The sequence below is a fragment of the Bifidobacterium sp. UTBIF-78 genome, from assembly GCF_006408945.1.
GTDB lineage: Bacteria > Actinomycetota > Actinomycetes > Actinomycetales > Bifidobacteriaceae > Bifidobacterium > Bifidobacterium myosotis.
The window spans coordinates 11655-32657 of record NZ_JFAO01000020.1 but is presented as its reverse complement, the minus strand read 5'-3'; the positions used below and the strand labels follow the sequence as shown (position 1 = coordinate 32657).

Genomic DNA, 21003 nt, shown 5'->3' with positions numbered 1-21003 from the left:
CAATTATTCAGAACAATCCTTCGACGATGATCGAGAGCGAGAAATCCTCTCGATCATCGCCCCAAGAACTCTGGAATCGCCTCAGCGGCGGCGTATCCCTTGCGGTACATCATCTCAAGACCCTCGAAGTTTTTCTTCAGGGTGTTGAGGCCGTACAGCTCCTCGGGGGCGAGGATGAGCACTCGGCCCTCGGCCTCGTACTGCTTCGCGAGCTCGATTTCGTCGTTGTAGGTCCTGTAGCGCTCGCGAAGCCGTTCGGCCGCCGCCGGATACGTGCGCTCCAGGATACGCGCGGGGGCCAGATCCTTGCGCTGCTGACGGATCTCGTCGCGCAGACGGGACAGGATCAGGATCACACGTTCATACCCATCATCCAGTGCCTTCTGCACCGGGATCGGGTCGGCGATGCCGCCGTCGAAATACGGCACACCGTCCACGACGTACGGCTCGCAGGCCACCGGCACCGCGGACGACGCCTTGACGATGTCGAAATCGTCGTACCGGATACGGGACTTGTCGAAGTACTTGGCCGAGCCGTCCTCCGCATTGCAGGCAACCACCGTGAATCCGGTGGGATTGGCCTCGAACGCCTCGAAATCCACCGGATACTCGCCGTCATGGTTGCTCAGCGTTCCATAGATGTAGTCCAGATTGGCGAAGTTGTGGTTCTTGAAGAAGCTTTCCGCGCTCGCATACTCCTTGCGGAAGGCGTACTTGGTGTAGAACGTGTGGTTGCGGCCATGCTGGCGGGCGATGAACGAGGTCATGTTGGCCGCGCCGGCGGAGACGCCATAGCACATGTCCACGTCGATGCCATCCTCCAGCATGCGATCCATCACCCCGCAGCCGAAAATCGCGCGGAATCCGCCGCCGACGTCGATCATCGCGGACTTTGCTGTCATGACTATCCCCCTGTTCAATCCGATAGGGCAGAGCTTACGCGCTCCGACCGGACAAGGCACTGGACAATGCACCCCATGATGTAGGGATTTTCCCACCGTGTAGGGAAACTCTCACGGTGTAGTGATGAAAAACGGCTTGATTCCGCCATTCTTCATTTTTGCATCCCTACACGGTGGGAAAATCCCTACACCGTGGGACGTAAGCGACCATTAATTGGCGCGTGGTGGCGAGTGCGGCGCGTGACGTGTGGCGGCCGGGCCATCGTCAGCGGCTCAGCAGCGCCCGCGACAGCTCGGCGATACGCGCCGACGGGTCGGAATTGGCGAGCTCCACGCCGCCGACGGTGTCTTCCGGCGCCAGCTTGCCCAGGGATTCGAGCACCACGCCGAGGTGACGCACCGTGCCTTCGTTGCCGTCGATGATCGCGGCGCGTTCGGGGAGCAGCTCGCGGAAATAGTCGCGGTAGAACACGAAATGTGTGCAGCCGAGCACCACCGAATCGATACGGTCGAGGTCGTACTGGTCGAAATACCCGTGCAGGGTGCGCATCACTAGATCATGGTCGTCGAGCCGGCCGGACTCCACGATTTCCACCAAATCGGGGCACGGCTCCTTGTAGATCTCGTTGTCCGAATCGAACCGGTCCATCAGCTTGGCGAATTTGCGCTCGCGCAACGTCAACGGCGTGGCCGCCACAATCACGCGTTGCGGGATATGATGCGGGTCGGACGGCACGTCCCCCCGGTCGCAGGCGATCTTCAGCGCCGGCTCCATGCCGATGATCGGGATGTCATACCGCTCACGCAGGTCGTTCACCGCAGCCGATGTGGCCGTGTTACAGGCGATGACCACGGCCTTGACGCCCTGTTTCACGAAGTGTTCCACGATGTCGAAGCTCAGCGCGCGCACCTGCTCCGGCGTCTTGGTGCCATACGGCGCGTTGGCGGAATCGCCGAAATACAGCACATGCTCGCCCGGCATGTCCTTCACCATCTGACGAACCACCGAAATGCCGCCGAGACCTGAATCGAACACGCCGATCGGCGATGTTGAGCTCATGTCTGATTCCTCCTGTTGTTGACGCCGCAGTGTCGGTTACCAGAGTACTCTGTAAGCCATGAGTCTTCCGCAACAAGTGACCAAGGTGCACGCCACCGGCAATGATTTCGTGGTGTATCTCGACCGTTCGGGTGAATTCGAGCCCACGCCCGATGAGATTCGATTCCTGTGCGACCGTCATTTCGGCATCGGCGGCGACGGGCTGATTCGCCTGACCGCTCCCGAGCATGTCTCCGATCTGAGCCGTGAACAGGTGGACGCCACGCACGCTGATGGAGCGCAATGGTTCATGGACTATCGAAACGCCGACGGCTCCTTGGCGGAGATGTGCGGCAACGGCACGCGCGCAATCACCCTGTTCGCCCAGCACGAGGGCGTCGCCGACTCGACCGAACCGTTCCGGCTCGGCACGCGCGCCGGAGTCAAGGTGCTCACGCCGCGGGGCAATATGAAGCCGTATGGCGCCAACGTGTTCCAAGTGGAGATGGGGGCGTGGCATATCGGCGAGGAGGACGCCTACGAGGTCACCATCCCGGGCACGTCGGGCTCCGCGCGGGGTACGTTCGTGGATATGGGCAATCCGCATGTGGTGGCGGTGATCGAGGATGCCTTCGCCACGCTGCCGGTGGTCGAGGATCTGGACCTCGTCACCAAGCCCGTGGTCGCCCCGGTAATCGAGTCGGACCAGAACGTGGAGTTCGTGCGCGTCGACGACATCGATCAGAACACCGGCGTGGGCGAGGCGACGATGCGCGTCAACGAACGCGGTTGCGGCGAGACGCTGTCGTGCGGCACGGGTCTGTGCGCCACCGGCGTGGTGCTGCGCGCCAAGACCGGCATCGACCATTGGGACATCACCGTGCGTGGCGGCACGCTGCGTGTCGATGTCAGCGCCGATGACGTGCGGCTGACCGGTTCGGCCACGTTGGTTGGCGAGGTGACGTTGCTATAGGCTGCCGGTCCGGCCGAATCGGGGTTTGTTATCGCTGTTCTTGCGGTCTCGCTGATGCGGGGCCGCATTTTGATCCTCCCGATTGTGGGTCCGCTGGTTGCGCGTCATTACTGGTATCCCGCGCCAAAATTCGTTGACTATATTTTTGGCTCCCCTTGTTAGGGGAGCTGGCCCGCGAAGCGGTTTGAGGGGTAGTGAATCAATAAACGAATTCATGGCGCAGGATACTCAGTTATATCCGCGTGTGGGGCCGTCTCAGGCAGGGGCTGCTCAGGCGGAGGCCGCCTCAGGCAGGAGTCGGACCGGCAACCCTCACGCGAACAACGCGGCGCCTTCGGTGACGATGATGAGCACCACGATGGCCACGATCCACAGCACATCGATCATGAGGTCGATGCCGAGACGGTAGTACTTCGACAATCCAGCCGGAATCTCGCCGTCCTTGCCGGACGGCAGACCTTGAACGGCGACGGTGGCGTGGCTGAGCGCCATGAATTGGATGGTGGTCGAGAACATGAGCGTCAGGCACCACGGGCACAGCGCGTGGATCACGAACAGCGACTGGGTGCTCAGCCAGTACGAGTAGGCCAGTGCGGCGAGACCGCCCAGCCATGTGCAGGTGGCGAACCAGCGCGGCACGCGCACGCGGGCCAATCCGATCACCGCGATGGTGACGAACACGCTTTCGGCGGCGATGCCGAAGAAGGCGTTCGGATAAGATAGTCCGCCGAACTTCACGATCTCCGCCTGCCAGGACTGCGCGACGGTGGAGCAGGAGATCACGGCGTTCACATCGCAGCCGAGCGAAGCCCCGGGGTTGCGGGCCAATTGCAGCGTCTCCGCGGAGAGGATGAACGACGTGCCCAACGCCACGAGCGAGGCGATCAGCACGATGAGATACGTCCATGTGGCGGAATGACGCCAGCCGGTGAATCGCGGCGCGTCGAGCAGGATATCGGATTGCGACTCGCGGAAACCGGTATCGGCGGACTGGACGTTGCCGGCGTTTTCGGTGTCGTCAACGGTGTCGGTGGAAGCGGATGTGATGCGTGTTGTGCTCGTCATGGTGTCCCCCTGCAGTGTTGCGTGGCCTTGTCCTGGAGTCGATACGCCTCGTGCTTGCCGGTGGTGCCGATCATTCCACGTCGTTGGCGTCACGATGGGGAAGCGTCCTGCCGGTGCGTGAGCGCATCCTGCCGGCTCCGTGGGGACGGGCCTTGGTGTGCTGGGCTCCAGCCTAGCGTCTGCGCTTGTCATGTGCGGTGAATCGCTTCATATGATTCGCTATCCGCCGAAGGCGACGGCGACGGGGCGGCAAGCAAGCCGGCATCGGCCTCGCGTACGAAAAAGCCGGCAAAACGGGTTACGATGGAGAGTATGACTGGATACGTGATGCCTGCAATGCCGCCTGCGACCGGGTGGGATATCCACTGCCACACCGTGTTCTCCGACGGTACGGAAACGCCGACCACGCTTGCCGAGCAGTCGAAGGCGCTGGGGCTGTGCGGCGTCGCCATCTCCGATCATGACACCACCGCCGGCTGGGGTGAAGCCGAGGCGGCGGCGCGACAGGTCGGGCTGCCGTTGCTGCGCGGCACCGAAATCACCGCCACCGACGAGGATTTGTCCGTGCATATGCTCGGCTACCAGTACGACCCCGCCAACGCGCACATCGTGAATCTGTTCGAGACCACCCGCGCCGCGCGGCTCAGGCGCACGCAGCGCATGGTCGAGTTGTTGTCTCGTGATTACCCGATCTCCTGGCAGTCCGTCCTCGATCAGGTCAAGGAAGGCGGCAAGACCACCATCGGCAGGCCGCATATCGCGGACGCGTTGGTGAGTGCTGGAGTCTATGAGAACCGTTCGCAGGCGTTCGCCGATGCGGTCAACTCGGCGTCCAAGTACTACATCCCCACGCCCTCGCCCACCACGCATGAGGTGGTGGCGGCGGTCAAGGAGGCCGGGGGCGTGGTCATCATCGCCCACGCCGGTGATTTGAGCCGCAACCCCCGCCTGATGACGGACGCCCAGATCGAGGCGTTGGCCGATGAGGGGCTGGATGGTCTGGAAGTATGGCATCGCGGCAACCCGCCCGAACAGCGCGAACGGTTGCTCGACATCTGCCGTAGACGCCATCTGCTGGTTACCGGCGGGTCCGATTGGCATGGCAAGGGCAAGCCGAACCGGCTGGGGGAGAACCTCACCGACGAGGCCACCGTCGCCGAAATCGTGCGTAGGGGTGTGTTGCCGCTGTACCGGTGATGCCGGCGCAATGCGTCGGGTTATGTCGGCTGGTGCGTCGGGTTATGTCGGCTGGTGCTGGTTGGTACCGGCCAGCACCAGCCGGGTTTGACGGCACCTGTTTGGCGACGTTGAACAGGTATCATCAACCGATATTTCAATCGATGGTATTGAACCGGCATCGTTGAACCGGCATCGCATATCAGACAGCAGTCGGTTTTCGGATGACTGTCGGATTTCGACGTTTGACTGACGGTTCTCGTACACCACATGCATGAAATCCGACAGTCAAGCGTAGAAATCCGACAGTCAAGCGATGGGTTCCGACAGTTAGATGTCGAAATCCGTCAGGCAAACGTCGAGAACCGTCAGGCAAATAGTTAGGGAAGGCCTGCGGGGGCCGAGACAGGGGTTGGGGGCAAGCCAGGGGTTCAGGTCAGCGGTAGGGACCCAAGATAAGGGCCCAAGACGATCAGAGAGCGCCGAAACCGACAGCGTGCTTGGTCTCCGAACCGATGATGGCGTAGCCGAGGGCCTTGGCGGGCACGATGATGCGGCGACCCTTGTCGTCGGTCAGGTCGATGGAGGCGCCGGTCTCCACAGCCTGAGCGATGACCGCGCTCACCTTGTCCGCGGAATCCTCGGTGCTGAAGTTCACCGGTCGTGCCACGTTCTGAATGCCCAGTTCGATATCCATGAATACTCCTCGTTGGCCCGGTCCGTTTTCGGCCGGTGATGTGATGTGCCGGTTGCGGCGGTGTCGTCATGCGAGGTGACGCATGACGCAGTCATGTGGCCGTGTGACCATATGACCACCGCAACCGGCTATGTTCGGTTGGTTTGTTATCGATTATGTCCCATTGCGTCGTCCGTCGAGAGCGGAGGCGCGATGGTTATGCGCTCGGCGTGGAATCCGCTGCAGAATCTGCCGCAGAATTTGTTGTGGAGTCCTTGGTGTCTTCCGATGCGTTCGGTGCCGAGGTGACGGAGGATTCGTCACCATCGGTGGATGCCGCGTCCCCTTTCGCGGAGCTGTTGTCCAGACTGTCGCTTTGATCGGCTGTCTGACCGGCGTCGGCTTCGCGTCTGGAGTCCTGACCGACTTCGGACATGGCGCCCGACGCAGCGACGGGCGCCACGGCGGATTCGGCCGTACCCGTCACGGGATTGCCGTCGGCGTCGTATCCATCCAAACCGGCGTGGGCGTCGCGCAGGGCGCGTTCCTCGCGCTCGAGCAACGGGATGACTGTGGTCTTGGCGTTGGAGGAATGCGCGAATCGTTCCCCGGTGTCGTCGTCATCGCGCACAGAGGTGGGGAAGAGCGGACGGGGTACGTGGAAGGTGCGTGCGCCTGCTGCGGCGGGTCGGGCGGACGCGCTGGAGAAACCGGTTCCACCGGCGGCGCGGTCCACGGCGCCAGCGGGATTGCCATGAGACGCAGTGCCCGTCGTCGCGGAGCCGTTGGTTGCAACAGAGTCCTTGGTCGCATCAGTCGAAGCCCCGGCAACGTTGCTGTCGCCTACGGCTCCTCGAGATGAGCCGGACGAGGCGCGCTTGTCCATCTCCAGTAGCTCCTTCAATGTGATGGTCACCGAGGAGTGCGGCGAGGATTGCGAACGCTGGGGTGCGGTCGAGCCGGTGCCGGTTCCCGTCAGCGGTCTGCCTGCCAGCGGATGATCAGCGGTGCGGTCCGACGCGGCACCGGAGACCTCCGGCGTGATATCGACGTTGCCGGCGGCCGAGATTTCGGCGGAACCGGTGCGATCGGGATCGGGTGTGGCGTCGGTGGTGCCCGTCGCGGTGCCCGTCGTGACGGCGCCTGCAGCCCGCGAGCCGGTGCCTGATGCGCGGGTGGTGTCGGACGCGGGGCGCGCCGGTGTCGTGCCGTGGCGCCGGTCATCATGCAGAAGCGTGCCCACGGTGATCGTGGAAGGCGATTCGTTGCCGGACGTGCCCGCCCCTCCCGCTGCGGCCTTGGCGTCGGGCGCGGGTGTGGCGTCGCGGCTGATGACGCCCAGCTGATGGGCCAGACGCTCTACCTGAGCCTTGAACTGCATGATCTTATCGTTGTCGCCGCGGTTCAGCGCCTGAATGAATTCGCCCACCTGCTCCATCTGTAGCCACAGGTTGGCGCGCAGCATGATGAGATCGTCCAGACGGGAGCCCATCATGCGCCCGTATGCGGAAAGCACGGCATTGCGGTGGGTTTCGTCCAGTTTGCCGAAAATCCAGGCGAGGTCACGGGCCGGGTCGTTGACCTGCATGTCCTGCCAGTTGGTCACGGCGGTGATGGTGGAGCCTGAGAACAGCAGATCGCCGTCCGAAAACCCGCCATGCACTGTGCAGGTGGCGAACGACCACAGGCCGTCGGTCTCGATGACGCGGGCCCAGCTGTTGGTGATTTCGCCCGGAACATGGCCGGCCGAACGCAGACGCTTGATCCATGCGGTCAGCTGCGCGTGAATCTGCCCGGTGGTGAACACGGGATATTTGGCCGCGGTCAGGAACGCGGGGGAGAGCCGGTGGATGGAGCCGAGGGCGGTGCCCACGGCGGCGCAGTCGTCCAGCGTGAGCAGGTCCAACGGCCGCGACTGCCCCTGACGATGGGCGGCGATCATCACGGTCGTCTCTCCGGTGGGACTGGGACGGCCCGTATCGACGGTGGCTGCCGCCGCCGCATCCGCATCCTCGCGCTGGAACGCCTGCGCTGTGGCGGTCTGGCCGGGCTTGGCCACGTCGCCCGGGCAGAAGGCGATCACCCTGTCCAGATCGAAGCCGAGTCCGCCCGGTTCGCGCGCCGCGGCCAGCGTCTGCGCCGCCCGGACGCGGCGGATCAGCCGGGTACGCCCTTCCTTGGTGTCGGTGGCGTAGACGTCATACAGCTTGCCGGAGGCGTCCTGCACCACCGCCTGGTCGATGCCCTTGGCCTCGTCGGTCGAACTGGCCTGCGTGCTCTCCCGCACGCCGGCGACAGCCAGATTCGGCAGGACGGCCGAAGTCAGCGCCGCCAAGACATAATTGCTACGTTTCATCACCCTTCAACACTAATACATCACATGCGTCACGGGGCCGGGCGACACCGGAAAACACGGCATATGGGTCGTTCCACCGGTCGTCATGGCGGGCGACATGGAGTTTGCCATGGCATTCGGCTGGCATTCGTCACGGTGTTCGGCATAGCGGCCGACGCGAGTATCGGCGCCATGACGGAGCCGGCCTGTTGCATCAACGGCGTCCGCGCGTCGTCCGTGGGCCGCAAGCATACCGTGCGCGAGGCGTCTGCATCGTCGGCATCCGAGCTGGACCTTCGGGCCGCGTCGGCCATGCCGGCCTCGGGCCAGCGTGCCGTCCGGCGCCTTGCCCGTGTCACAATGGAGGGCATGGAACAGGCACAGACGATTCTTGAAGGGCTCGACGAGCAGCAGCGCAGGGCGGCGACCACGCTCAACGGGCCGGTGCGCATCATCGCCGGTGCCGGCGCCGGCAAGACGCGCACGGTTACGCGTCGCATCGCCTACGCCTGCGCCACCGGTGCCTGGAAGCCCGAACGGGTACTCGCCGTCACCTTCTCGGTCAAGGCGGCCGCCGAAATGCGCGCCCGGCTGGCGCAACTCGGCGTGGGCGGCGCAGCGCGTCAGGGAACCGGCCAGGGCGTGACCGCCGCGACCTTCCACTCCGCGGCCCTGAACCAGCTCAACGGCGTGTGGACGGATGTGTGCGACGCCCCGTTCCCGCACCTCATCGAGGACCAGCGTGACGTGGTCGCACAGGCCATCACCCGTGTCACCGCGCGCAGCGACATCGATCCACTCACCGTGCGCGACATGCTGGCGGAAATCAACTGGGCCAAGATCTCCCTGATTCCCGTGGCCGACTACGAGCGCATCTGTAGGGCCGCGAACCATCGGCCGCCGTCCGGGCTCGAGCCGGAACGTTTCGCGAAATTGTATGACGCCTACGAACAGGAAAAGACCTCGCGCGGGGAGATCGACTTCGACGACATCCTGCTGTTGGTATGCCACATCATGGACGATTTCCCGGATGCCGCGGCCCAGATTCGCTCGTCGATCGGCTGGCTCACCGTGGACGAGTACCAGGACGTCTCCCCGCTGCAGCACCGGTTGTTGACCCTGTGGCTCGGCGGTGGCGGACCTGATGGCAAGGCGGCGATGAATCGCAACGTCTGCGTGGTGGGGGACCCGGCGCAGACCATCTACTCGTTCGCCGGCGCGTCCAGCTGGGATCTGCTGCGGTTCGCCGACGAATTCGGGCCGCTGTCCGCCGACATCAATCTCGGCATCGATTACCGTTCCACGCCGGAAGTGGTGGGACTGGCGAACCGGGTGCTCGCGGCGGCGCCGAACCGTGACGACTACCTGAAACTGCGGTCCGCGCGCGAACCGGGGCGGAGGGTGAGCCGAACCGTATACGACACCGATGTGGAGGAGGCGCAGGGCGTGGCCGCCCGCATACGCAAGCTGGTGGCCGCAGGAGCCAAGCCCTCGGATTGTGCGATTCTCACGCGCATCAACGCTCAGCAGGCGGTGTTCGGCACGGCGTTGCGCGCGGCCGGCCTCAAGTTCCGCGTGCGCCGAGACGCGGGATGGCAGTCGACCGCGCTCGCTGATTCCGCCGCCTCGAAACGCGCGTTGCTGGAGGCCATGGGATTGGACGCCACCGGCATCAGGCAGGAGGACGACTCCGGCGTCACGATTTCCACCATCCATGCGGCCAAGGGTCTGGAATTCAAGCATGTGTTCCTGGCGGGCTGCTCCGAGGGACTGCTGCCGTATGGTGCGCCGGCGCCGGGGGAGAGCCTGGAGGAGGAGCGACGGCTCATGTATGTGGGCATCACGCGCGCCGAGGACTCGCTGCATCTCTCCTACGCGCGCACCAAGGACGGATACGGCGCCCAACAACGTCGTCCGTCACGGTTCCTGTGATACGCACGGTGAAGGGGAGCGGGGCATCGAGGGCTTTGGCCATTCGAAAGACGCCCTCGGACGGGTGAGTCGATCGAACGGGGCGCCGGAGCGGGTCTGTTAGGGTGGTTTGGGGCGGTCTGCGGTATAGGCGCGGTCTGCGGAGATACAGACCGCGCCTGTACGGGCGTGTCTCGCGGAGCCGTAGGATGGTTCGCGCCGCTGCTGTTCTGTTACTGTGCGTCGTCCGCGCTACCGGAGCCGTCGGCTGCGTCTCCGTTTCCGTCACCGTTCGTGCCACCGTCCTCATCCAACAGCTTGGAGAGCTCGGCGTCCCAGTCGATGTTCTCGGTCTTGCCGTCGGCGGAGGGATGTGCGGGTTGCGCGCCCGAAGCACTGCCCTTCGGGGGAACGGCGTCGCCAGCCGTGCCATTGACGGGCTGGTCGCCCGGCAGCGAGGGGAGCAGATCGGGATGCGACCACTTGGCGTCACGACCTTCGGAGCCCTCCGCGGCGGTGATCATCTCCCACAATCCCGCCGCCTCACGCATGCGCTTGGGGCGCAATTGCAGACCAAGCAGACTCTCGAAGGTACGCTCGGCGGGACCGCCCATCGCGCGTTCGCGACGGGTCATCTCGCGCAGCTGTTCGATGTGCGGCAGATGTGCCATGCCGGCGCGCCACACCACGCAATCGACCCAGCCCTCGACCATGGCAAGCAGCGATTCCAGCGAGGACAGGGCCTCACGCTGCTCGGGCGTATCGGGAATGCCCACCTTAGTGAGGTTCACCGCATCCGAAATGGATTCGGGGTCCATGGCCTCGGCATCGCGCAGCTGCTCCTCCATGGCATCGAGGTCGATGGAGATGCCGCGCGCGTATTTTCCAATCAGCGCCTCGAAGCGCGGCATAAGCCACGGTACCGAGGCGTAGAGCCGGGCGTGCGCCATCTCCTGCAACGCCAGATAGGAGAGCACTTCGGATTCGGGGATGCGTTCGCTGGAGGTGAACCCGGCGAATGCGGCCTCGAATGCGGCCTCGTCATCCTTGGCGGAGGAATCCGCGGCATTGGGGGAGTCGGACGTGCCGGTGACATCGACGGCGCCATCGTTGGAGGTAGCGTCGTCATGGGGCGCGGCGTCGTGCGCATCGCCGCCGTTGCCGGGCTTCTGCGCGCGGGCCGACGCGAATCCGATCGGATTGCCGGAAGCAGGTGACGGGAACGCGCCGGAATCCACGTCGTCGCCGTTCGCGGTCGCCTGATCGTCGGCCGGCAGCTCGCCGTTGAGCATCTTCACGTATTCGGTGATGTTCTGCGCGATGAGTCCGCCGGCGGGGTTCTTGGTGAGCGCGATGCCCTGATCGAAGCTGCCATGCACCTCATGGCTCAGATTGCCCGCAGCATGCCCAAGCTGCATGGCGAAGGACGTATTGCCGAGCAGCTTGATGAGCTGGGCCGGGTCCTTCATGCCGTCCGGAATAGGAATAGGCACCGGCCCAGCGAACATGCCCGTGATCTCTCCGCCGCCCAGCGCGCCGCCAAGCCGTTCCGAGATCACCGAGGCCAGAGCGTCGTTCATCGATTCGGCCACGGGTGCAGCGAATTTGGCCCACTGGTCGATGGTGCCCTCGACCCATCCGGCGCGTGTGAGCACATCGGGTTCGCCGGGCGCCGGATTGAATTCGCAGGCGGTGTCCAACCACAGATTGGCCTCGCTCATGGCCCGCCGGGCGGCCTCGCCGTCGGTGGCGGACACGCTGGAGGCCGATCCCTGCGCATTCGCCTGCTGCAGAGCGATCGACTTCGCGAGCTTGATGTTGATCGGCCCCTCTTCGACGGTGCGCTGCATGTCGCCCATCGTATTGAGTCCGCCGGCGGTGAACGCGGCCATCATCTGCTGGACCTCGGTGGGATCGGGCAGTCTGCCGGGGTCCTGGCTCATCAGCTGATCGCGGATTTCGGCGGGCAGCTGGTTGATCTGCTGCCAAGCCATCTCACCCTGAATCGGGCCGAAGCATTTGATGAGCCAGTCGTGAATCGCGTTGTCGTCCATGCCTATCCTTCTTTGCCGCGGTGTGTTACCCCAAGTGTAGGGTCTGCCGCGCCCTTTCGCTTGTGGCCGAGCCTTTCCTCGCCTTGCCGGGCCATCCCGGTCTTTTCTGTCTTGCTGGCCGGAACCCGCATACACTGTTGGATATGGTTGCAGGTCATAGGAATGTTCAGAACCCTACGCACAAGCCCACGAGGGGCGGTGCGTCGCCCCTCGGGTCGGTGTCGGCGACGGCCGATGGCGGGGATGCGACGTGCGGATCGAGCGCGACGTACGGGCCGGACACGACGCGCGAGCAGGACGTGACGCGTGAGCCGGAATCTGGCGCAGAGTTCCGGGGCCGGGCGGGATGGACCCGTCATCCGGGACGGGCCGCGCGTGCTGCCGTGGCGCGGGTACGGCGGTACGTCGCCGGACGTTCTGCCCGATATTTCACCGGGATTCTGGCTGTGGCGCTGGGCGCGGCGATACTGCTGATGCCCAGCCCATACGTCATCGAGATGCCCGGTCCCACGCAGGACGTGCTCGGTTCGGTCAAGGAGGGGCAGGTCATCGCCGTGGACGGGAAGGCCGTCTCGACACACCGCGATTCCGGCAAGCTGCTGTTGGTCACGGTCAGTGCGTCCGGTGTGCCCGGTTATCCGATCGTCAACGCGCAGGCCGTATGGGGGTGGGCCGATCCGCAGGTGGAGGTCACGCCGCGCGAGGCCGTGGTGCCGGTGGGGCAGACCGCGGACGAATACCAGCAGAAGGTCGATGCCGATATGACCGGCTCCCAGGACACGGCCACCAAGGCCGCAATCGCCTATCTCAAGGCCCACGGCGCCGAGCTTGGCGTGGACGCCGCCGAGCTCGGGAACCTGAAGGTGACGATGCATGTGGACAGCATCGGCGGTCCTTCCGCGGGCATGATGTACACGCTTGGGCTGATCGACAAGCTCACAGCCGCGCAGGAGACCGGAGGCAAGACGATCGCCGGCACCGGCACCATCAGCGAGGACGGCGCAGTGGGCAGAATCGGCGGCATCAGGCTGAAAATGCTCGGTGCCAAGCGTGATGGCGCCACCTGGTTCCTTGCCCCCGAATCGAACTGTGCCGAGGTGGTGGGTCATGTACCGGACGGTCTACGCGACGTCAAGGTCGCCACGCTGGACGAGGCGTATCAGGCGCTGGTGGCCATCGGTGCCGGGAAAGCAGACGGATTGCCGCACTGCACGGCGTGATGCGGTGTTGTGGGGTGTGACGTGGTGTTGCAGGGTGTGGCGTGTGCGGCGACCCGTTCCGTTTCCGCAGCTCCTCAAGCCTTCGGTCGCCAGTCTGTCCCCGTCCCTACAGTCCGGCCACCGGCCTCCAGAGCTACGCCCTCGGCTTTCTTGGTCTTCCCCGCTTGTTTCGGCCCGATTCTGTCCATAATCCGATGAGAAACCCGGTGGCGTTAACGTGTTTGTTCGTGATGGCTTGCTAATGTAGCCCCTGTGAATCAAACGGCATCACAGAACGCGGCAGAATTTGGTTTCGAGCCTGGGGACATAATCCAGGAATGGCTCTGGGACGACGACGTGGACGATTCCATCCGCGCCGAAATCGAGAAGCTTACGGGCGAAGACCTCGTGGATGAGGATTATGACTCCTCGGTCGATGGCGTCATTCTGTGGTGGCGCGACGGCGACGACGAGGACGAGCTGTCCGATACGATCGTTGACGCGTACGCGGTGCTCGGCGACGATGGCCCGCTGTGGGTGCTCACCCCCAAGCCTGGCCGCCCGGGAGCCGCAAGTTCCTCCACCGTGCAGTCCGCGGCCAAGACGGCCGGCATGAACGCGGCCACGCCGTTGACGGTGAGCCGCGACTGGAACGGCATCCGTCTGCGCGCGTTCGGCAAGGGACGCTGATTGGTCGGAACCGATTGAATCGGGTGCTGCACCTTCGTGGCGTCGGGTGCGTCTCCTTCACGGTGACGGGCATAACCGGCGCACCCGAATCCGCAAATACGTCAAGTGGCGCGTCGGGGAATCCCATGCGCTATCCTTGACATCCGCGGGCGATTAGCTCAGTTGGTTAGAGCGCCACCTTTACACGGTGGATGTCGGGGGTTCGAGTCCCTCATCGCCCACCATGTAGGAGGCCCCGGAATCATTACGGTTCCGGGGCCTCTCGCGTATCCGGGCTGGCGTCGTGACAACAACGTGACAACGAAACAGTCATTCGACGTTTGCAGCATGTCGCGCGACGAATATGTCAAACCGGTGACGGAGCTGGTACCACCGCTTCCCCGCATGGTGAAAACCGTCACGCATCCTTCCGGAATACTCGCATGAGTCGCAACAGTCACGTAAAGTGTGGACAGAGTGTTTCCATTCAGCAGGAGGTCGGAGGCCGATGGCGCAGAAACTTCGCGAAGGAGAAGGCAAATCGGGTATCGCCCGCGCAGGCAAGCGCAAGCTGGGCTACAACCCCGAACAGGTCGACGCTTTTCTGGAACGCGCCCATGCCCTGTATGACAGCGAGGGCGTCCAACTCAGCCAGAAGGACATCCAAGACGTCTCCTTCGATCTGGCCAAGAACGGCTATGTGATTTCCCAAGTGGACGCCGCGTTGAGCCGTCTCGAACGAGCCGTGGTGGACAAGCAGACCACATGGGAGATCTCCCAGCACGGTCGTGTGGCGTGGAAGGCGCAGACCGAGAACCTCTACCACGAAATCGTCAAGCACGCCGAACGCGCCGAACGCGAGCGCTTCAAGCCGGGCAACGCCAAGCAGCCCTCCTACGATCGCAAACAGGTCGATCGCCTCACCGATCAGATCGTGGACAAGGCCGCCGCCGCTCTCGGCGTGGACGGCGTGAGTCAGGATGATGTACGCAAGCTCGCCGATCTCAACGCCAACGCCGTCAACAACGTGGTCTTCACCCAGCGCAAGGGCAGGAAGGGCTATGACGAGCGTCAGGTCGACTTCTTCCTCAACACCTGCGTCCAGTTGCTGAGCCGACTGGAATCATATGCGCGGGTGGCCGATTTCGTGTCCGGCGATGCTGCGGCCTCCGCAACTGCGGCCGCCGAAGCCGCTTCCCCCGCGCCGGCCGGCAATGTTTCATCGCTGTTCGGTGCCGACGCCCCCCACGCCCCGGCTGCCGCTCCGTCCGGCCCGTCTGCCCCGGCTTCCGCGTCGTCGCCGATGTACCATGACTCGTTCGATGCGTTGCATCAGGCCGAACGCGACCTGTTCACGGCCCCTGCCGGACAGGACAAGCCTGTAGCCTACGCGCCCGCATTCGCCGCATCGGCACCCTCCGGCCCGTCCGCGCCGCAGCCCGTCGCGTTTGCCCCTACGGTCAAGCCGGAGCATCAGTACTCGGGCTCTCCAGCGGATGCCTCCGGCCATGTGGATGGTCATGCGGATGCCGTGCCATCCCAGTCCGAGACGGTGGTGATGTCGCCGTTAGGTGGGGATTCGTCCAATCTTTCCGCGACCTCCGCGTCCGCTGCATCGGCCCCCTATGGTCTTTCCGGATCGTCGCCGGATTACTCTCCGGCACAAACGTCCGCCACGGAACCGTCCGTTACCGGGGCTGCTCGGTCGTATGCCGCCGGAACGGCGCCATCGGGACAGGCCGCGACATCGGCATTGCCGCCGGCTTTCACGCCCAGCCACGAGCACTCGTCGGCCCGCGCCGACCTGTCTGGCCAGACGGCACCAGCGGGCCAGCCCGTGTGGGACTGGCAATCCAACCAAGCCGGCCAATCCAACCAGCCCGTCGCATCCGCTTCCGTAGACGAGCATGTGGTGGATACCTCCCGAAACGATTCCTCCCTCGCGGCGCTCGCGCACATGGTCGAGATTTCCCAGGAGATGCCCGCCGTGCGCACGCCCACCTTCGAGCCCAAGATGCCGAGCCTCGATACCCCCAGCGTGCTGAAGCTCAATGACATGCCGACATCGCTCAAGGGTGCCGGGGAAGGAGCATCGGCCACTACGCCCGCGACCGAATCGGCCACTGCTGCACCAACTGCCGCTGCGCCGACCGCCGCGCCTGCCAGCGCATCCGGCATATCCGCCGCGTCATCCGGCACGACTGCGGCATCCGACGACTCCAGCCCCGCCCACGCGCAACAGACCGCGTCCAGCCATGACGACGATCTGTTCCCCTCGTTCTTCCCCATCGAAGCGGGATTCGACGCGGACATCCCCGACCTGTCCTTCCCGACGCTCGGTAGGGACGAATCCCATAACGCATCCCAGACGAAGAAGGAACAGTGAGCGTGCTTTCCAATTCCAGCGTCGTCATCCTCGGGTCCACCGGGTCCATCGGCACGCAGGGGCTTGACGTCATCGCGCGTCACCCCGACCGGTTCACCGTCACCGGTCTTGCCGCCGGAGGCAACCATGTGGAGCTGCTTGTCCAGCAGGCGATGCGGTTCCGCGTGCCCGAAGTCGCGGTGTACGACCAGTCCAAGGTGCCTGCCGTGCGCGCCGCGCTCGAACAGGCCGGCGCCCGCGCTTCGGTGCGGGTGAGCGGCGGCCCGGACGCGGTCATCGCAATGGCCGCCTCCGGCGCGAACGTCGTCCTCAATGGCATCACCGGGTCGATTGGTCTGGAGCCGTCCATCGCGGCGCTTAAGGCCGGCTCGCAGCTGGCGCTTGCCAACAAGGAATCGGTGGTGGCCGGCGGTCACTTGCTGTTCGGCGCCCAGGTGCGTGAGCATCAGATCAATCCGGTCGATTCCGAGCATTCGGCCATCTGGCAGTCGCTGAGGAGCGGCACCCACGCCGAGGTGGCCAAACTCATCGTCACCGCCTCGGGTGGCCCGTTCCGCGGTTGGAAGCGCGCGGATATGGCCGATATCACGCCCGAACAGGCATTGCATCACCCCACATGGCACATGGGTCCGGTCGTCACCATCAACTCCTCGACCCTGATGAACAAGGGGCTTGAGGTCATCGAGGCGTCGCGTCTGTTCGACGTGCCCCCGGACCGCATCGAGGTGACCGTCCATCCGCAGTCCATCGTCCACTCCATGGTCGAGTTCGTGGACGGTGCCACCATCTGCCAGGCCTCCCCGCCGGACATGCGCCTGCCCATCGCGTTGGGCCTGTCCGCGCCGGGGCGCATGGGCGATGTGGCCGCCGCATGCGACTGGACCACAGCCGCGACATGGACCTTCGAGCCGTTGGATGATGAGGCGTTCCCGGCCGTCCAGCTGGCGCGCCACTGCCTGACGGCCTCCGAGAAGCACACGGCCGTGCTTAACGCGGCCAATGAACAGGCCGTGCACGCCTTCCTCGGCCATCGTCTGCCGTATCTCGGCATCGTGGACACCGTCAAGGCCGTGCTCGACCGGATGGACGCCGAACTGCGCGGCAACCCGCTGTTCACAGACGTGGAGGAAATGGGTCAGGTCGAGCTGGAAGCCCGCCGGCGTGCCGATGAGATGATAAACAAGCAGTAGTCTTTGCAAGTCTTCGATTGATTCGAGCCGTCTCACAAACGTCTGTCGACATGGCCGTAACCCATGGCCACGTCGACGCGTGCGCGGGATGGCCCGTCAAGCGGGACGACCATCACGTATGCCGGAGGTAGAACCCGTTGACCACGGACATCCCTGTCAATAAACCGTTCCGTAAGACCGGCGACCCGGTCCAGCTGACCAGCGAGTCGCCATTGCACCCGCGTCGCAAATCCCGTCGCATCATGGTCGGGCCGGTGCCGGTGGGCGGTGGCGCGCCCATCTCCGTGCAGTCGATGACCAATACGCTGACGGCCAACGTGCCGGCCACGCTCCAGCAGATCGCGGAGCTGACGGCCGCGGGCTGCGACATCGTGCGCGTGGCCGTGCCCAGTCAGGATGACGCCGACGCGCTCCCCGAGATCTGCCGCAAATCGCCGATTCCGGTGATCGCGGATATCCACTTCCAGTCCAAATACGTGTTCCAGGCCATCGACGCCGGATGCGCCGCCGTGCGCGTGAACCCCGGCAACATCCGCAAGTTCGATCAGGTGGGGCCCGACATCTGCAAGGCCGCCACCGATGCGGGCATCTCCCTGCGCATCGGCGTCAACGCCGGTTCCCTCGACAAGGATCTGTACGCCAAGTACGGCGGTCCGACCCCGGAGGCCTTGGTGGCCTCCGCGTTGAAGGAAGCGCACATGTTCGAGGACGTGGGCTTCCACGACTTCAAAATCTCCGTCAAGCACCATGACGTGATCACCATGGTCGAGACCTACCGTCTGCTGGCGTCCAAGGGCGATTGGCCACTACATCTCGGCGTCACCGAGGCGGGGCCGGCCTGGCAGGGCACCATCAAATCCTGTCTGGCGTTCGGCGCGCTGCTCGCCGAAGGCATAGGCGACACGATCCGCGTCTCCCTCTCCGCCCCGCCGGTCGAGGAGGTCAAGGTGGGCTGCAAGCTTCTGGAATACATGGGATTGCGCCCACGCAAGTTCGACATCATCTCCTGCCCGAGCTGCGGCCGTGCGCAGGTGGACGTCATCCAGCTCGCCTCCGCCGTGACCGAGGGACTCAAGGACGTGACCGCGCCGATTCGCGTGGCGGTCATGGGATGCATCGTCAACGGACCGGGCGAGGCGCGTGAGGCCGACCTCGGCGTGGCGTCCGGCAACGGCAAGGGACAGATTTTCATCAAGGGCAAGGTCGTTGAAACCGTGCCCGAGGACCAGATTGTGGAGACGCTGCTCACCAAGGCGCAGGAGATCGCCGCCCAGATGGAGGCCGACGGGCAGGTGCCGACGGGCTCGACCGGTCCGGTGGTGGTTCCCATCCAGCACCCCGGCCGTTGAACCACCGCGGCTGCCATGAATGTCACGACTACCCATGGCCGCGGTCATGGCGGTGGACGGCCGCTGACTCAAGCTCCCGGCTGACAGCCAAGGGCGTAACATCGGCCGCATGGCTACCTCATGGCTAGAATGGTTGCTCGTGTCAGATGAGGAACGTCAGCGGAACGTGCGGCCACAGTCGCGGACGTCATTGCGGTCGCAGCAGCAATCGCAGTCGTCGGTGGGCATGCCATCGCATGAGCCGCCTGAGCAGGCCCAACCGTGGACCCGCGGCCGCAGGCTGATGGTCAGCCTGCCCATCTTCATCATCCTGTTCGGACTGCTCGTGGTCATCTCCAACCTCACCGCCGTATCGTGGAACATCGAGCCCACCGGCCAGTCCATGGCTACGCTCACCGACGACACGAGCGTCATGTTCGACAGCGGTGACGGAGCCGAGCTGCCGGGCAAAGGCACCTACGAGGTCTCCGAACGATACGTCACGCTGAGCGTCGCGAGGGATGGATCGCTGGTGGATGGCGGGGGAGTGCGCCACAAGGCCGACGCCAACGGCGTGCAGGCCATCAAGGTGCTCATCCGAGAGCCGAAGGGCGTGTCCGGCAAGCTGCCGGCGGTCGTGTTCATGCACGGGGCGGGCTACGGCACATGCGACAACTCCTTCGGCGATGTGGCGGGCGACATGGCCTCCGCCGGTTTCGTGACCGCCGTGCTCGACAAGCCCGTCTGGGACACCACCGACGTCAACCGCGACTACCCCGCCTCAGCCAAGGCCTACGACAATGTCATCGACTATCTGCGCGGGCTCGATACGGTGGACGCAGCAAAAGTCGGCATCTACGCCACATCCGAATCCACATGGATCTCCTCATACCTGCTCGGGGACGATTCCGACATCGCCTTCCAAATCCTCCTTAGCCCGATGGTCTTCAGTCCACGGCAGGCGCTCGGCTTCTTCGTCACCCAGGACTTCACGCTCGCCGGAGCGAACGACGGGTACCAGTCCATCGTGCAGCGACTGTTCAGCGCCGATGCCTCGCTGGTCGGCCTGCACAACTTCGATTTGGAGACCCTGAACCCCGGCGCCTACGCCGTGCCCACCTACGTGGCCTACGGTTCCAAGGACGTGATGACCGCACAGGTGGAGGGCGTGCGCGCCATCCTGTACGAAGCCCATCGCGCCGGCAACTGGGACGTCACCATACGCAGCTATCCGGTGGCCAACCATGTGCTGCGCCTCGGCGACGAATCCGAAGCCGGCACGCCATTCGCCGACGCCTATGTGACCGATCTCATCGATTGGGCGGTCGGCACCTCGGCCGGGCTGCGACAGACCAGCGAACGGGTGGGCGGCACTGACCTTTACCAATCCATCGGATTGCCACGGGCGCTTGAGGCGCGGCGCGCCGGCACCATCTACGGGCTGGTGATCCATGCCACGATGCTGTTGTTGCTCGTCGCCTCGGCGATATGCGCTCTGGTGGCCTTGATCCGGGTGCTCCGGGTCCGTGCACGATGGCGGAGGGAACGCCGACGGGCACGCCGGGAGGGGATGCTGCCGCCGCCGAGGCCGGTCGCGCTCGGCTTCACACACGGCTTCGGCAATGCGTTGCTGACGCTGACCCTCACCACGCTGGGCACGCTGCTCATCTTCTTCGCCGGCCTTGGACAGGTGGTCATGGGCGTGGTCCGCCTCGCTTGGGGCGGCGCACCCACCGAGACGCCAGGCGTGATGTATTGGAGCTGGCCGGTGATTCAGGTGGTTTCCGCGCTGGTCGTCTGGGCATGGTCTCGCGTGTTCATGCGGCTCATCGAAGTGGCATCCGGACGCGGTCTCATCCAATGGCCACCACGCAAGGGCGCGGTCAGGGGCATCGTCACGGGCGCCGAACCGGTGCTCGCCTCCACCCGACTCGCCCGCGTGCTGTTCTGGATCGTCACCTTCACTATGCTGTATGTGCTGCTGTTCTTCGCCTTCTGGGGGCTGTTCATCTACTGATGGCGGTATGCGCGGTCGACCGGCGACCGTGCATGCAAAGGGGCGACCATCCCAAAGGGGTGACCATCAAGCAAAGGAAGCTG

Annotated in this window: 14 protein-coding genes, 1 tRNA gene and 1 pseudogene; 10 read left to right on the top strand and 6 right to left on the bottom strand. The window is 64.6% G+C overall.

Annotated features, from left to right (window positions below; translation table 11 throughout):
- Nucleotides 1-53: 53 nt before the first annotated feature.
- Together BG22_RS05455 and murI are read right to left on the bottom strand one after the other, a co-directional pair.
- Complete coding sequence (locus tag BG22_RS05455) at nucleotides 54-902, bottom strand: patatin family protein (protein ID WP_181163397.1); 849 nt, start codon at nucleotides 900-902, stop codon at nucleotides 54-56.
- A 265-nt stretch (nucleotides 903-1167) separates the two neighbouring features.
- Entirely contained in the window at nucleotides 1168-1962 is a 795-nt protein-coding gene (murI, locus tag BG22_RS05450; protein ID WP_140493913.1) for a glutamate racemase, read from the bottom strand.
- A 58-nt stretch (nucleotides 1963-2020) separates the two neighbouring features.
- Here murI and dapF point away from each other — a divergent pair, with 58 nt between their 5' ends.
- Nucleotides 2021-2914, top strand: a complete 894-nt coding sequence (gene dapF, locus BG22_RS05445) for a diaminopimelate epimerase (protein ID WP_140493911.1) — start codon at nucleotides 2021-2023, stop codon at nucleotides 2912-2914.
- A gap of 312 nt (nucleotides 2915-3226) precedes the next feature.
- Here the strand turns inward: dapF and BG22_RS05440 are convergent, their stop codons facing one another.
- Nucleotides 3227-3979 (bottom strand): vitamin K epoxide reductase family protein, encoded by a 753-nt coding sequence (locus tag BG22_RS05440; protein ID WP_258186221.1) that lies wholly within the window; start codon nucleotides 3977-3979, stop codon nucleotides 3227-3229.
- A 303-nt stretch (nucleotides 3980-4282) separates the two neighbouring features.
- Between BG22_RS05440 and BG22_RS05435 the strand changes: the two genes are divergently transcribed.
- Entirely contained in the window at nucleotides 4283-5176 is an 894-nt protein-coding gene (locus BG22_RS05435) for a PHP domain-containing protein (protein ID WP_140493909.1), read from the top strand.
- A 451-nt stretch (nucleotides 5177-5627) separates the two neighbouring features.
- Here the strand turns inward: BG22_RS05435 and BG22_RS05430 are convergent, their stop codons facing one another.
- Together BG22_RS05430 and BG22_RS05425 are read right to left on the bottom strand one after the other, a co-directional pair.
- Complete coding sequence (locus tag BG22_RS05430; RefSeq protein WP_094667776.1) at nucleotides 5628-5852, bottom strand: DUF3107 domain-containing protein; 225 nt, start codon at nucleotides 5850-5852, stop codon at nucleotides 5628-5630.
- An 859-nt stretch (nucleotides 5853-6711) separates the two neighbouring features.
- Nucleotides 6712-8187, bottom strand: a pseudogene (locus tag BG22_RS05425) (phosphotransferase); the annotation flags it as partial.
- Between the two features lie 348 nt (nucleotides 8188-8535).
- Between BG22_RS05425 and BG22_RS05420 the strand changes: the two are divergent.
- Complete coding sequence (locus BG22_RS05420) at nucleotides 8536-10098, top strand: ATP-dependent helicase (protein WP_140493906.1); 1563 nt, start codon at nucleotides 8536-8538, stop codon at nucleotides 10096-10098.
- 212 nt (nucleotides 10099-10310) lie between these two features.
- Here BG22_RS05420 and BG22_RS05415 read toward each other — a convergent pair whose 3' ends face one another.
- Nucleotides 10311-12131, bottom strand: a complete 1821-nt coding sequence (locus tag BG22_RS05415) for a zinc-dependent metalloprotease (RefSeq protein WP_140493904.1) — start codon at nucleotides 12129-12131, stop codon at nucleotides 10311-10313.
- A 383-nt stretch (nucleotides 12132-12514) separates the two neighbouring features.
- Between BG22_RS05415 and BG22_RS05410 the strand changes: the two genes are divergently transcribed.
- The 7 genes from BG22_RS05410 to BG22_RS05380 all read left to right on the top strand — a co-directional run bounded on the left by BG22_RS05410 (nucleotide 12515) and on the right by BG22_RS05380 (nucleotide 20920).
- The gene (locus BG22_RS05410; RefSeq protein WP_258186220.1) at nucleotides 12515-13351 is read left to right on the top strand and encodes a PDZ domain-containing protein; all 837 of its coding nucleotides are present in this window, start codon (nucleotides 12515-12517) and stop codon (nucleotides 13349-13351) included.
- Nucleotides 13352-13603: 252 nt separating this feature from the next.
- Complete coding sequence (locus BG22_RS05405; RefSeq protein ID WP_094667780.1) at nucleotides 13604-14020, top strand: DUF3052 domain-containing protein; 417 nt, start codon at nucleotides 13604-13606, stop codon at nucleotides 14018-14020.
- Nucleotides 14021-14167: 147 nt separating this feature from the next.
- Nucleotides 14168-14244, top strand: a tRNA-Val gene (locus BG22_RS05400).
- Between the two features lie 263 nt (nucleotides 14245-14507).
- Nucleotides 14508-16385 carry a DivIVA domain-containing protein gene (locus BG22_RS05395; protein WP_140493900.1) on the top strand — a complete coding sequence of 626 codons (1878 nt, stop codon included), beginning with the start codon at nucleotides 14508-14510 and terminating at the stop codon, nucleotides 16383-16385.
- On the top strand, nucleotides 16382-17575 hold the full coding sequence (gene dxr, locus BG22_RS05390) for a 1-deoxy-D-xylulose-5-phosphate reductoisomerase (protein WP_140493898.1): 1194 nt from the start codon (nucleotides 16382-16384) through the stop codon (nucleotides 17573-17575). The genes BG22_RS05395 and dxr overlap by 4 nt, the downstream gene beginning before the upstream one ends.
- A gap of 137 nt (nucleotides 17576-17712) precedes the next feature.
- Nucleotides 17713-18924: a flavodoxin-dependent (E)-4-hydroxy-3-methylbut-2-enyl-diphosphate synthase gene (gene ispG / locus BG22_RS05385; protein ID WP_140493896.1), complete on the top strand. Its 1212-nt coding sequence runs from the start codon at nucleotides 17713-17715 to the stop codon at nucleotides 18922-18924.
- A 283-nt stretch (nucleotides 18925-19207) separates the two neighbouring features.
- Nucleotides 19208-20920: a S9 family peptidase gene (locus tag BG22_RS05380; RefSeq protein ID WP_258186224.1), complete on the top strand. Its 1713-nt coding sequence runs from the start codon at nucleotides 19208-19210 to the stop codon at nucleotides 20918-20920.
- The last annotated feature ends 83 nt before the right edge of the window (nucleotides 20921-21003 follow it).

What these genes read in the sequence shown, in the direction of transcription:
- BG22_RS05380 (WP_258186224.1), top strand. Translation starts at nt 19,208, where the DNA reads ATGGTCAGCCTGCCCATCTTCATCATCCTGTTCGGACTGCTCGTGGTC.
- murI (WP_140493913.1), bottom strand. Translation starts at nt 1,962, where the DNA reads ATGAGCTCAACATCGCCGATCGGCGTGTTCGATTCAGGTCTCGGCGGC.
- BG22_RS05420 (WP_140493906.1), top strand. Translation starts at nt 8,536, where the DNA reads ATGGAACAGGCACAGACGATTCTTGAAGGGCTCGACGAGCAGCAGCGC.
- BG22_RS05415 (WP_140493904.1), bottom strand. Translation starts at nt 12,131, where the DNA reads ATGGACGACAACGCGATTCACGACTGGCTCATCAAATGCTTCGGCCCG.
- BG22_RS05455 (WP_181163397.1), bottom strand. Translation starts at nt 902, where the DNA reads ATGACAGCAAAGTCCGCGATGATCGACGTCGGCGGCGGATTCCGCGCG.
- BG22_RS05440 (WP_258186221.1), bottom strand. Translation starts at nt 3,979, where the DNA reads ATGACGAGCACAACACGCATCACATCCGCTTCCACCGACACCGTTGAC.
- dapF (WP_140493911.1), top strand. Translation starts at nt 2,021, where the DNA reads ATGAGTCTTCCGCAACAAGTGACCAAGGTGCACGCCACCGGCAATGAT.
- BG22_RS05430 (WP_094667776.1), bottom strand. Translation starts at nt 5,852, where the DNA reads ATGGATATCGAACTGGGCATTCAGAACGTGGCACGACCGGTGAACTTC.
- BG22_RS05435 (WP_140493909.1), top strand. Translation starts at nt 4,283, where the DNA reads ATGGAGAGTATGACTGGATACGTGATGCCTGCAATGCCGCCTGCGACC.
- BG22_RS05395 (WP_140493900.1), top strand. Translation starts at nt 14,508, where the DNA reads ATGGCGCAGAAACTTCGCGAAGGAGAAGGCAAATCGGGTATCGCCCGC.